Source organism: Aquiflexum gelatinilyticum, assembly GCF_024741135.1.
Classification (GTDB): Bacteria; Bacteroidota; Bacteroidia; order Cytophagales; family Cyclobacteriaceae; genus Cognataquiflexum; species Cognataquiflexum gelatinilyticum.
Window position 1 is genome coordinate 101,285 of the sequence record NZ_JANSUY010000024.1, and the last position, 13,055, is coordinate 114,339.

The 13,055-nt window shown below is 41.5% G+C and carries 11 protein-coding genes; 3 read left to right on the forward strand and 8 right to left on the reverse strand.

Going from position 1 to position 13,055, the window contains the following annotated elements:
* Positions 1–2: 2 nt before the first annotated feature.
* From NU887_RS19275 to ilvD, 5 genes are read right to left on the reverse strand one after another with little or no spacing between them, the layout of a single operon-like run.
* Positions 3–1,514 carry a 2-isopropylmalate synthase gene (locus tag NU887_RS19275; RefSeq protein ID WP_258425024.1) on the reverse strand — a complete coding sequence of 504 codons (1,512 nt, stop codon included), beginning with the start codon at positions 1,512–1,514 and terminating at the stop codon, positions 3–5.
* 7 nt (positions 1,515–1,521) lie between these two features.
* On the reverse strand, positions 1,522–2,565 hold the full coding sequence (ilvC, locus tag NU887_RS19280; RefSeq protein WP_258425025.1) for a ketol-acid reductoisomerase: 1,044 nt from the start codon (positions 2,563–2,565) through the stop codon (positions 1,522–1,524).
* An 11-nt stretch (positions 2,566–2,576) separates the two neighbouring features.
* Complete coding sequence (gene ilvN, locus NU887_RS19285) at positions 2,577–3,086, reverse strand: acetolactate synthase small subunit (RefSeq protein WP_258425026.1); 510 nt, start codon at positions 3,084–3,086, stop codon at positions 2,577–2,579.
* Between the two features lie 16 nt (positions 3,087–3,102).
* Complete coding sequence (ilvB, locus tag NU887_RS19290) at positions 3,103–4,785, reverse strand: biosynthetic-type acetolactate synthase large subunit (protein WP_258425027.1); 1,683 nt, start codon at positions 4,783–4,785, stop codon at positions 3,103–3,105.
* Between the two features lie 19 nt (positions 4,786–4,804).
* Positions 4,805–6,481 (reverse strand): dihydroxy-acid dehydratase, encoded by a 1,677-nt coding sequence (ilvD, locus tag NU887_RS19295; protein ID WP_258425028.1) that lies wholly within the window; start codon positions 6,479–6,481, stop codon positions 4,805–4,807.
* A 644-nt stretch (positions 6,482–7,125) separates the two neighbouring features.
* Between ilvD and ispE the strand changes: the two genes are divergently transcribed.
* Positions 7,126–7,932, forward strand: a complete 807-nt coding sequence (gene ispE / locus NU887_RS19300; RefSeq protein ID WP_258425029.1) for a 4-(cytidine 5'-diphospho)-2-C-methyl-D-erythritol kinase — start codon at positions 7,126–7,128, stop codon at positions 7,930–7,932.
* A gap of 61 nt (positions 7,933–7,993) precedes the next feature.
* On the opposite strand, the gene NU887_RS19305 is transcribed toward ispE, so the two are convergent.
* The 3 genes from NU887_RS19305 to tgt are packed head-to-tail and all read right to left on the reverse strand — an operon-like array spanning position 7,994 to position 11,119.
* Positions 7,994–8,911, reverse strand: coding sequence for a DMT family transporter (locus NU887_RS19305; RefSeq protein WP_258425030.1), 918 nt, complete (start codon positions 8,909–8,911; stop codon positions 7,994–7,996).
* Between the two features lies 1 nt (position 8,912).
* Complete coding sequence (locus NU887_RS19310; RefSeq protein ID WP_258425031.1) at positions 8,913–9,986, reverse strand: LptF/LptG family permease; 1,074 nt, start codon at positions 9,984–9,986, stop codon at positions 8,913–8,915.
* 2 nt (positions 9,987–9,988) lie between these two features.
* Positions 9,989–11,119 (reverse strand): tRNA guanosine(34) transglycosylase Tgt, encoded by a 1,131-nt coding sequence (gene tgt / locus NU887_RS19315; protein WP_258425032.1) that lies wholly within the window; start codon positions 11,117–11,119, stop codon positions 9,989–9,991.
* Between the two features lie 131 nt (positions 11,120–11,250).
* Here tgt and NU887_RS19320 point away from each other — a divergent pair, with 131 nt between their 5' ends.
* Together NU887_RS19320 and NU887_RS19325 are read left to right on the forward strand one after the other, a co-directional pair.
* The gene (locus NU887_RS19320; RefSeq protein ID WP_258425033.1) at positions 11,251–12,387 is read left to right on the forward strand and encodes a glycosyltransferase; all 1,137 of its coding nucleotides are present in this window, start codon (positions 11,251–11,253) and stop codon (positions 12,385–12,387) included.
* Positions 12,378–12,989, forward strand: a complete 612-nt coding sequence (locus NU887_RS19325) for an RNA polymerase sigma factor (RefSeq protein WP_258425034.1) — start codon at positions 12,378–12,380, stop codon at positions 12,987–12,989. The genes NU887_RS19320 and NU887_RS19325 overlap by 10 nt, the downstream gene beginning before the upstream one ends.
* The last annotated feature ends 66 nt before the right edge of the window (positions 12,990–13,055 follow it).

Here is a 13,055-nt window from a genome sequence, read left to right on the forward strand (position 1 = left end):
ACTTACGCTACAATCACTTTGTCTTTGACAGGTATTTTGTTCAGGGCATCCACAAATGCCTGTGCTGAAGCCAATACGATATCTGTATTGGATGCAAAACCATAATAAGGTCTGTCACCCTGAATAATCCTCATGTGTACTTTGGCAACATCATCACTTCCATGGGTTATCGCTTGGATGAGGAATTCCTCCAGCTCAATCTGTGGTTTGACAATGGATTCAATTGCCTTCAAAACCGCATCTACAGGACCGTTGCCGGTTGAGTCTGCCTCAAAATTTTTCTCCCCAACCTTCAGTTCCACATGGGCTTTGATTTCACCGTTTGACTGGTAGCTTACTTTCCCAAGTTCAATAAAGGAGGAACCGTCCATAAACTTCCCAACAAGGGAAAGCAGATCCTTTGTTCCGATATCTCTTTTAGAATCAGCCAAAATCAAAAATTCCTCATATACCTCACGCAGCGGTTCACCTTCAAGTTCTACGCCCAAAGCATCCAAATGGTACTTGAGTGCAGCCCTACCGCTTCTCGCAGTCAGGACGATAGTAGATTCATGAACGCCAACTTCTTTTGGGTCGATGATCTCGTAATTTTCTCTGTGCTTGAGGACGCCATCTTGGTGGATGCCAGAGGAATGGGCAAATGCATTTCTTCCTACTATCGCTTTGTTGGGCTGCACCGGCATGTTCATCAACTTTGAGATCAACCTGCTTGTCCCATAGATCAATTCGGTCTTGATATTAGTATGGACCGGAATGGCATGGTGGCATTTGATCGCCATGACCACTTCTTCCAAAGAGGTGTTTCCTGCACGCTCCCCAATGCCGTTGATCGTAAGTTCTGCTTGTCTTGCGCCGTTTTGTACCCCTGCTATGGTATTAGCAGTGGCCATCCCCAAATCATTGTGGCAATGTGTTGCAATAATCGCTTTGTCGATATTCGATACGTTTTCCTTCAGGTAGCGGATGATCGCGCCGTATTGCTCAGGAAGACAATAACCGGTAGTATCCGGGATATTAACTACCGTTGCGCCGGCTTTGATCACTGCTTCGATGATTTTTGCTAGGAATGGCAACTCAGCCCTTCCTGCATCCTCAGCGTAGAATTCAACATCCTCGACGAAGCTTTTTGCATATTTCACCGCCCTTATACCTCTTTCGATGATGTTTTCAGGAGTGGATCTCAGCTTGAATTGAATATGGTAAGGGGACACTCCGATGCCTGTATGGATTCTTCCTTTTTTGGCATACTTCAAAGCATCGGCAGCGACTTCTATGTCTTTCTCCACTGCCCTTGAAAGGGCGCAGATGATAGGATTAGATACAGCTTTGGAAATTTCTACTACCGAATTGAAATCGCCTGGACTGGAAATTGGAAATCCTGCCTCGATGATATCAACTCCAAGTTCTTCTAAAGCTTTCGCCACCACTATCTTTTCCTGGGAGTTTAACTGACATCCCGGTACCTGCTCTCCATCCCGGAGGGTAGTATCAAATATCCATAGCTTTTCACTCATAATTATCTCAGTTATTTTCTGGTCTCAATTTTCTGACAGTAGCGCCTGCTTGCCACATTTCAGAATCTCTCAATTCTTTCAATTCAACTTCCAATTTTTCTCTGTAATCAGGCTTGCTGTTAGAGTCAATTGATTTTTGGGCTTCTTTTCCTGATTTTACACTGTTATACAATTCCTCAAAAACAGGCTTGGTGGCATCTCTGAAAGGTTTCCACCAATCCAAAGCACCTCTTTGGGCAGTTGTGGAGCAATTGGCATACATCCAATCCATTCCGTTTTCGGCTACCAATGGCATCAAGCTTTGAGTCAATTCTTCCACTGTTTCGTTGAATGCTTCAGATGGCGTATGTCCATTTGCTCTCAACACTTCGTATTGAGCAGCAAAAATCCCCTGAATCGCACCCATCAAAGTACCTCTTTCTCCGGTAAGATCGGAAGTCACTTCTCTGTAGAAATCTGTTTCGAACAAGTATCCTGAACCAACTCCGATTCCAAGAGCAATTACCCTATCTTTTGCTCTGCCTGTTCCATCTTGGAAGATAGCATAAGAAGAATTCAAGCCTCTGCCTTCGACAAACATCCTTCTTAAAGAGGTACCTGATCCTTTTGGAGCAACCAAGATTACATCTACATCAGCAGGGGGAATAATGCCTGTTTTTTCCTTGTAAGTGATCCCAAAACCATGGGAAAAATAAAGGGCTTTTCCAGGAGTAAGGTATTTTTTAACGGTCGGCCAAAGTGTAATCTGACCAGCATCAGAAAGAAGGAACTGAATGATTGTGCCTTTTTCGCAAGCTTCTTCCAATTCAAACAAAGTCTCACCCGGTACCCAGCCATCAGCAACAGCTTTGTCCCAAGTTTTGGAGTTTTTCCTTTGTCCGACGATGACATTGAAACCGTTGTCTCTCAGGTTGAGCGCCTGGCCGGGGCCTTGCACGCCATATCCCAATACCGCAATGGTTTCATCCTTCAATACTTCTCTTGCTTTCTCCAAAGGAAATTCCTCTCTGGTGACTACGTTTTCTTCTACTGATCCGAATTTCAGTTTCATAGTGTGATAAATTAGGTTTGATTATTTAAATATTCTGTGATGGAAAATTTGGGTTTGGCTATAGCTACCCTTCCCGAACGGGAAAATTCCAAGAGGTTAAATGGTTTCAAAATTTCAAGCAAAGCCTGTGTGTCTTCTTTGTGACCTGTAAACTCCAGTACAACAAATTCTTTTTCAGCAGCAATGATATGTGCGTTGAATTGTCTGATGACTCTTTCTAGCCCAGGATCCAAACTCTCGATCGGAATTTTGTACAATGCGATTTCCTGATATACCACTTCATCATCCATGAAATAATACACCTTGATCACATCCACTACTTTTTCAATTTGCTTGGAAAGCTGTATAATTTGCTCATCTGTCACGGTGACCTCAATGGTAATTTTATGAATACCATCAAGGCGGCTCTCTGATGCAGTCAAAGCATCAATGTTTATTCCCCTTCTTGTGAAAATAATCGTGATGCGGTTTAGAATCCCGATAAAATTTTCTGTATATACTAATATGGTGTAGCGGTTCATAAATTCAATTTCAGTCCTAACTTAATCTTACCTCTTCTACCGAACAACCAGTAGCAATCATCGGGAAAACATTGTCTTCTTTCTCCACCACAACCTCAAGAAAGAATGGTCCTTCATGTAAAATCATCTGAGCTACTGCATCTTTCAATTCTTCTCTTTCGGTCACTTTTACAGCTTTGAGCTTGTATGCTTCCGCAATTTTTACAAAGTCAGGATTTTCAAGCTCCGTAAAAGAATATCTTTTATCAAAGAAGAGTTGCTGCCACTGTCTCACCATTCCGAGATAATTGTTGTTAAGTAGGACAACTTTAACGGGGGCCTTGGTCTGCATGATGGTTCCAAATTCCTGTATGGTCATCTGTATCCCGCCATCTCCGACCACACAGATAACCTGTCTTTTGTAATCATGTAATTGTGCCCCCAAGGCTGCAGGAAGTGCAAAGCCCATAGTTCCCAAGCCTCCTGAGGTAACTTGTGTTCTGGATTCTTTGTAATTATAATATCTCCAGGAGATCATTTGGTGCTGACCAACGTCTGTCACGAGAATGGCGTTTTCATCCTTGAACTGATTGATCAATTGAATGACTTCTCCCATATGCAAGCCACCATGGGTAGATTCCAAATCGTAAGACATGACGGCAGCTTTCTCCTCTTTATCCAATTCCCTGAATTTCTGGATCCATTCACTGTGGGTATTGGAATTTACAGCATCGGTCAATAAAGGTAAACTGGTCTTACAATCCCCCAAAACCGGAACTGCACATTTCACATTTTTATCAATCTCCGATGGATCCAATTCCAAATGGACTACTTGTGCTTGCTTTGCATATCGCTTCAAGTCACCGGTAACCCTGTCATCAAACCTCATTCCGATGGCTATCAACACATCGCATTGATTGGTCAAAAGATTCGGTGCATAGTTACCATGCATGCCTAATTTCCCGACATAACAAGGATGATCTTGAGAAATAGCTCCAGAACCAAGCAAGGTGGAAGCAGCGGGGATTCCGGATTTATCCAAAAACTCTTTCAGCTCCTTTTCGGCGTTGGCAAGGATTACTCCCTGTCCATACAGTACGTATGGTCTTTTTGCGTCATTGATCAGCTGAGCTGCCGCAGCAATGGCTGTCGGATTGATTGTAACATATGGCCTATATGATCTGATTCCCAAACAAGGTTCATAATTGAATTCACCAAACTCTACCTGTGCATTTTTGGTGATGTCCACCAATACTGGTCCCGGCCTCCCACTTTTGGCAATATGAAAAGCCTTGGCAATGGCAGGTGCAATATCCTCCACCCTTCTGACCTGAATGTTCCATTTGGTACCCGGCATGGATAGACCGATCACGTCAGTCTCCTGAAAAGCATCTGAACCCAATAGATGGGCAGCTACCTGTCCTGTAATGCAGACTAGAGGGGTGCTGTCGATTTGAGCATCAGCCAGACCGGTTATCAAGTTGGTGGCGCCGGGACCTGAAGTTGCAAGTACGACTCCTACTTTTCCTGAAACCCGTGCATAACCCTGAGCGGCATGGATCGCTCCCTGCTCGTGACGTGTCAGCACATGCTTGATCTGATCGCTATAATCATACAAAGCATCATAAACCGGCATAATTGCTCCACCGGGATAACCGAAGATGAATTCTGCATTTTCGGCGATCAAGGATCTCACTACGATGTCTGCTCCTCTAATCATAGAATTTGATGATTTTAAATTACTTATCAGTCACACATCCTTCCGAAGCGGAGGACACGAGTTTATTATATTTTTTTAGTGTACCCTGAAGGTCACTCAAATCCTTATTTTTCCAATTCTTCTTCCTTTCCGCCATTTCAGCATCACTGACCGCACAGCTCAAAGTCAATGAATCCGCATCAATGGTAATGATATCGCCATTTTGAAGAAGACCAATAGGTCCTCCTGAATAGGCTTCGGGCGTCACATGTCCAACCACAAATCCGTGCGTTCCACCTGAGAATCTTCCGTCAGTGATCAATGCCACATCTGAACCCAAACCTGCTCCGATAATCATGGATGTAGGCTTGAGCATTTCAGGCATTCCCGGTCCACCTTTGGGACCTATATAGCGGATAACAATAACTTCACCTTTGTTTACCAATTTATTTTTGATCCCTTCATTTGCTTCCAATTCAGAATCAAAAACACGGGCAGGTCCTGTGAATGATTTTCCTTCTTTTCCTGTGATTTTGGCAACAGCCCCTTCAGGAGCAAGATTTCCTTTCAAAATGCAGAGGTGTCCGGTTTCTTTCAAGGGAGTTTCCAATGGATGAATGACATTCACCATAGAAGGAATAACAGGGTCAATATCTGCAAGATTTTCAGCGACAGTTTTGCCTGTCACAGTCATGCAGTCGCCATGAAGCATGCCATTATTCAATAAATATTTCATAAAAGCAGGTAATCCACCCTGCTCGAATAAATCTTCCATTAGGAATTTACCTGAAGGTTTGAAATCGCCCAAAAGCGGGGTTTCATGATTTACTCTTTCAAAGTCGGCCAAGGTAAAGTCCACTCCGGCAGTTTTGGCAATGGCCAAGATATGCAATACCGCATTGGTACTTCCTCCCAGCGCAACTGCTACCCTGACAGCATTTTCAAGACTTTTCTTGGTGACAATATCTTTTGGCTTGATATCTCTCTCTAAAAGAATGGTCAAATATTTGGATATATTCTTGCACTCTGCGACTTTTTCATCTGCTGTAGCAGGTGTCGATGAGCTGTATGGCAATGACATGCCCATGGCTTCAATGGCCGAGGACATAGTATTGGCAGTATACATCCCTCCGCAGGCACCTGCACCCGGACAGGCATTTTCAATGACACCCTGATAATCCTGATCGCTGAGTTCACCTTTTACCCTTTTGCCATAGGCTTCAAAGGCAGATACGATGTTCAATTTTTCTCCTTTGTAATTTCCGGAACGAATAGTTCCACCATAAACCATAATGGAAGGTCTGTTGATCCTCAGCATCCCCATGATGGCTCCCGGCATGTTTTTATCACAGCCGGCCACTGCGACACAGGCATCAAAAGAATGGCCAAGGATAAATGATTCGATGGAATCGGCAATGATCTCTCTCGACACCAATGAATACCGCATCCCGGAAGTTCCCATAGAAATCCCATCAGAAATCCCGATGGTATTAAAAACCAAACCGGTCAGACCATGAGCTCTTGTAGCTTCCTTGATCAGACCGGCAAAGTCATTGAGGTGCATATTGCAGGGGTTACTTTCATAGCCACAACTAGCTATCCCTACAAAAGGCTGATTCATCTGTTTATCAGACATTCCCGTGGCATATAGCATGGCTTTTCCTGCGGGATGTTCTTCATTCTGACTGATTTCCCAACTGTGTTTTTTCAAACTCATGGTTACTTCAGGTTGGTTTAATAGGTTTATAAAAAAAGTGCCCCATCATCTGAGGCACTTAACATTGTATGGTTGTAGGTCAAATATGTCAGTGCCTCAGTTTTTATTACAAATGAGAATAATAAAGCTTAGAGGAGTGACTATTTGAAACATGTGGTGTGGTTCTTTTTTCTTGGCTAATGTGCTACAATATTAAACCTCTATTTCCAGAGATACAATATTTAATTTCATTTTTTATGGTAAACATATATTTATAATGAATGAAAAAGTTTTAAATATAGTATTTTATTCTGCAAATTATTCATTTATAAAACTTTTACCTATCCTGAACTCATATTTATTCACAAATCAAAAGAATGTATCGATTTCACATATCCCTAACCAAAAGCTATTTTTCTTGGTTTTTTTTCAAAAGAAAAATAATCATATATCAAATTCAACAATGGATATGGATAATTGCTATTCAACTATCAATAGGATAAAAAATGTAACCTGTTTGATTTTGATGATTTACAGATGGAATTCGTAAATATTCGGTTCAAAAATTTTTCAAAGAACAATCCATATCTTCCATTTCAATTTTTAATTCTAATTTCAAAGCTGAATCATTGATACTGAATTCTTCAAAACATCCTGATTTTACCATGATTTCATTTCCAAATGCCAAAATCAACTTAGGTCTACATATTACCGCCAAAAGAAAGGACGGATACCACGACATCGAAACGTGCATGGTCCCGGTTCCTCTTTATGATGCCTTGGAAATTATATTGGCCAACAAGACAGTGTTTGACACTTCCGGGATTGCTATTCCCGGTGAGGAAAAAGACAACCTGATATTGAAAGCACTAAAAATCCTTAGAAAGGATTTTAACGACCTGCCACCTGTACACATTCATCTGCACAAAAACATACCTATGGGCGCGGGTCTTGGCGGCGGTTCAGCCGATGCAGCTTTTGCGCTGACGCTGATGAACAACCTCTTTGACCTCCATCTGGAAAACTGGTTTTTGGAAGACTATGCAGCACAACTTGGAAGTGACTGCGCTTTTTTTATCGACAATACTCCAAAAATCGCAATAGGCCGAGGCGAAATCATGGAGCCTGTCGAAGTAGACCTGAAAAGTAACCATCTTTTGCTAGTCAAGCCTCCTATCCATATCGGCACCAAAGAGGCCTATGCAGGCGTAAATCCCAAGAAACCTGAGAAAGACCTTGCTCACATCCTAAAGGATAAAACTGTTTGGAAAACCGAGCTGCAAAATGATTTTGAGAAAAGTATCTTTCCGAAATATCCTGAATTGGCAGCTATCAAAAAATCCTTGTACGATATGGGCGCATACTACGCCGCGATGTCCGGTTCCGGTTCTACATTGTTTGGATTATTTGATCAAAAACCTGAACCAAAAGAATGGGACAAGGAATATTTTGTTTTTGAAGGGGAAATGTAAATTGAGAAAAAATTTAAAGACTTTGGATTGTCTTCAAATCCAACTTGTACCCCGTTTTGGGCTAGGTTCCCAACATTCTCTTTGGCATTCTTCTTTTTAGAATGTAATTGTAAATCGGATAGATCAGCACTGAAATCAAGATAATCAAAGTCCCATAGTAGAAACCCGAAGTCATTTTTTCCTTTTCTCCCAAAATCAAAACTGCCAGGATAATCCCATAAACAGGTTCAAGATTTACAGTCAGGTTAACCGCAAAGGCTGTAATCCTCCGCATCAATTCCACCGAAACAGAAAAGGCATATACTGTACAAATGCCGCTTAAGATCAACAGCCACAACCAATCCATCGGTGCAGGGATCAGCTGTAGTCCATTTTCAGCAAAGAAAAAAGCATAGACCGGAAGCATCATGAATGCAAAAACACAGGCTCCAAACATTTCATAAAAAGTCAGTACATAAGGATCATGCCTTTTGGTAAGTCTTCCATTGATGACTGAAAATAAGGCTCCCATCAATGCTGACCCTATAGCCATAGACAATCCCAACCAATACCCCCACTCAAACCTGAAAATCACATAGATCCCCGATATCACAAGCAGACCCAAAAAAACCTCAAATCCTTTGATCTTTTTTTTGTTGATGATAGGCTCGAGAAATGCCGTCCAAAGGGAAGTTGTCGCCATGCCGGCCAAGCAAACTGAAGCCGTAGAAACCCTTGCCGCCCAGAAAAACAGAATCCAATGGATAGAAATGAGGAAGCCTGTACCAATAATTTTGACCAATTCGGATTTGGAAACCTTGATGGAGGTTTTCTTCCAAAGGAAAATCAGGCCAAGCATGGCAGATGCAATAAGTGTCCTGTAAAACACCAACTCTACCGATGCGATACTTATCAAAACTCCAAGAATGGCAGTAATGCTCCAAATAGCCACAATAAAATGAAGCATGAGGTAATCCTTAATGCCTGAATTTCCTATCATATTATCTTGGCACAGTTTTATACAAAACCAATCCTGTAGCCGCAAAAACTATATTTGGAATCCAGACTGCTAAAATCGGATAGGCCGTCCCCGCTTCTGCAAAAGTCCTTGAAAGCAAAAAGAGGATGATGTAAACAAATGCCAACATGAATCCCAAAGCGATCTGAAAACCTGATCCGCCCCTAGTCTTTTTGGCTGAAACAATCACCCCGATAAACGTCAAAATCACTGCCGCAAATGGCGACATAAACCGGACGTATTTTTCAATTTTGTAAAAGTTGACATTGTCAGCTCCCCTTTCTTCCAGTACCTTAATTTGCCTGTTTAATGCCGGAAGTTTTAGTGTCTCATGGTGATTGATCGGCAAGTCGAAGTCATTGGGAGTGATAGAAAGCAAAGTATCCAAAGATTCGCCTACAGTATAATACTCTCCACCTTCGTGAAGCACCCTCATCCTCCAGTTTTTGGCTGACCAAGAATTGATCGCGGTATCCCATACAATCCTGTCAGCTGACAGCTTGGCAACCAACTTTCCCTCCCGGATTTCTTCCAAAGTAAAATTATAACCCGTATTGCCTGAGGTATAATATCTTGAGATATAAGCATAAACATCAGGAGCCACTTTGATATGGATATTCTGTTGGGTAAAAAATTTGTCATCCTCCAACCACCTCGATTTGAATTCAGTAACACCCGCAGTTGCTCCCGGAAGAATCCATCCATTCATCAGAAAACTTACAATTCCGATCATAGAAGCAGAAAAAAGAAAAGGGAAAAGCATCCTCACGAAACTTGTTCCACTGCTCAAAATGGCAACAATCTCAGTTCTTCCTGCCATTTTGGAAGTAATGAAAATAACAGAAATAAATACTGTAATCGGGGTCAAAAGATTATTCAAGTAAAGTCCATAGTTGCCCAGATAAACAAGGATATCTTTTGCAGGGACTTTATTACGGATAAAAGCATCGTTTTTCTCGGTGAAGTCCAACACCAATACAATCATGATCAGCATCAAAACCACAAAGAAATAGGTTTTGAGAAAATCTTTGATGATGAGCTTGTCGAGAATTTTCATGTTTAAAGTCTTCTACTCACTTTTTCGACCATTTCTGTTTTCCATATTGCAAATTCACCGGACTTGATTTTTTCCCTTGCCTGACCTACAAGCCATAAATAAAAGGCAAGGTTATGGATACTTGCAATCTGTGCAGCCAAAATCTCCTTTCCGATCACAAGGTGTCTCAGATATGATTTGGAATAAAAAGTACTAACGTAGGAATTGATATTTGGGTCAATGGGACTGAAATCTTCCTTCCATCTTTCATTTTTGATATTGATGATCCCTTCAGATGTGAAAAGCATGCCGTTTCTTGCGTTTCTTGTCGGCATAACACAGTCAAACATGTCGATGCCCAAGGCTATCCCTTCAAGGATATTGGCAGGTGTACCAACCCCCATGAGGTATCTAGGCTTGTCTTTTGGCAAAATATCCGTGACCATGTCTGTCATCTCATACATCATTTCCACAGGTTCTCCCACCGATAGACCTCCGATGGCATTCCCTTCCCGTTCGCAGGAAGCAACAAATTCCGCAGACTGTTTTCTCAAATCTTTGAAGACACTTCCCTGTATTATCGGGAAAAGTGTCTGATTATACCCGTACACACCCTCAGTACGATCAAATCTATCGATACATCTTTTTAGCCACCTATGTGTCAGGTCCATAGATTTGCGGGCATAAGAATAATCACAAGGATATGGTGGACATTCGTCAAAAGCCATGATGATATCCGCTCCGATGATCCGCTGAATATCCATCACTCCTTCGGGGGTGAAGGTATGTTTGGATCCGTCAATATGTGATTTGAATATGGCCCCTTCCTCAGTCAGCTTTCTGTTTGCCGCCAATGAAAACACCTGATATCCTCCCGAATCAGTCAAAATCGGCTTATTCCAACCGTTGAATTTGTGGAGTCCTCCTGCTTTTCGAAGTACATCTAAGCCAGGCCTGAGGTAAAGATGATAGGTATTTCCCAGGATAATCTGGGCTTTAATGTCATACATTAATTCCCGCTGATGAACAGCCTTGACCGAACCAGCCGTACCCACAGGCATAAAAATAGGGGTTTCTATATCCCCATGGTCAGTTTTGAGTAATCCTGCCCTTGCTTTGCTATTTGGGTCTGTGGCTTCTAATCTGAATTTCATTCTGTTTGAATTTACCCCCAAAGCTTTATGCCGTCTAGGGATAGGTTCCCATTTTTGAATCACAAAAATATAAGCTTATTCTTAAATGAATGCTCAAATTGATTTTATATTTGCCCCACAATAACAAGAGGATGTTTATACAAATTTTGTGGATCGTTTTTTTTGTAAGCCTTGCCATACAATTATTCTATCTGCTGATACTATTCGGTCGATTCGCATTTTTTTATAAAAAGAAAACCGAAAAACCTTCCATTGAAAAAGAACCTGTGACTGTGGTTATCGCCGCGCATAATGAGCGGTCAAACCTTAAAAAAATCATCCCGCTGCTTTTCCAACAGGATTATCCCAACTTTGACGTGATGGTCATCAATGACCGGTCCTATGATGGGACCAAAAAAGTCCTTGAACAATTGATGGCCATTTATCCGAAACTGCGTACCGTAACAGTCAACTATACCCCAAACCATGTCACCTCAAAAAAATATGCGCTGACCCTAGGTATCAAAGTGGCAAAAAATGACGTCCTGCTTTTGACGGATGCAGACTGCAGACCCAAAACTGACAAATGGATAGAATTAATGACGGCTCCTGTGCGTTTAAAGGGAAAAGATTTTGCGTTGGGTTTTTCACAATATGAATCCCAAACCGGCTTACTCAACAAATGGATCCAAATTGAAACCTTGTGGACAGCCATCCAATATTTTTCATTTGCACTTTGGAAATCCCCTTTTATGGGTGTTGGGAGAAACCTCTGTTACAGAAGAAGTTTCTTTATGGCCAAAAAAGCATTCAAAGGACTTTGGGATATCGAATGCGGAGACGACGACCTGTTTGTAAACTTACATGCCAACAGTTCAAATGTAGCCGTGGTGGTAGATCCTGACAGCATTATCTATTCTGTACCCAAATCCACTTGGGAAGAATATTTTATTCAGAAGAAAAGACATTTTCATGCAGGCAAATACTACACTACCGGAAACAAACAAAAAGTAGGTTGGTATGCTTTCTCCCATTTTCTGTTTTGGATAACAGGCTTGGTATTGCTTATATTTTCAGTTATTCAGCAAAATTGGGAACAAATTTTGGTTATAATGGGTATAATAATTATCCGGTCTATGTTAATCACCTCGTTATTCCGTCTTTCCAGAAAAAAACTTGAAGGCAACATCAAGGTTTTGTTCGCGCCGGTTTTCGATGTCATGTATATAGGGTATTTTTGGATTCTGGGTTCATTGGGGTACCTATCAAAAAAAGTTAAATGGAAATAAACGAAAGAGGATTTTCAAGCAAGGCATTAGAGGATTTCGAACTCATAGACAAAGCCGTCCTTGAGTTGGACCAACAGGCTTATGCCATGCTGATGAAGCGGTATAAAAAAGCCGTTTATTTCATGATTCTCAAAATGATCAGGGATACGGATGATGCCGAGGACCTGACGATGGAAGCATTTGCCAAGGCTTTCAAAAACCTCCATAAGTTCAAAAAGGATTATACTTTCAGTACCTGGCTATTTAGAATAGCCACAAACAATACCATCGATTTTATCAGGAAGAAGAAACTCAAAACTATGAGTCTCAATACAAGTATGACTGATGATGGGGGCAACTCTGTGACTATTGATGTGGAAGATGATGACAACAATCCCCAAGATGAATTTATCAGATCCCAAAGAATCGAGATGGTGAGGATTTTTGTGGACAAACTTCCCGCCAAATACCGTAAATTGGTAGAGTTGCGCTACTTTGATGAATTGTCCTATGAAGAAATCGCCCAAGAACTTGATAAACCATTGGGAACTGTAAAAGCGCAACTGCATCGCTCAAGGGAACTGTTGTATGAGATCGCCTCAGGAAAAGAGGATCATATTTAGACTATTCTCCTTTTAGAAATTTCGATCTAATGGTCAAAAATAGTTGGTAAAACACCTTCTAACAGT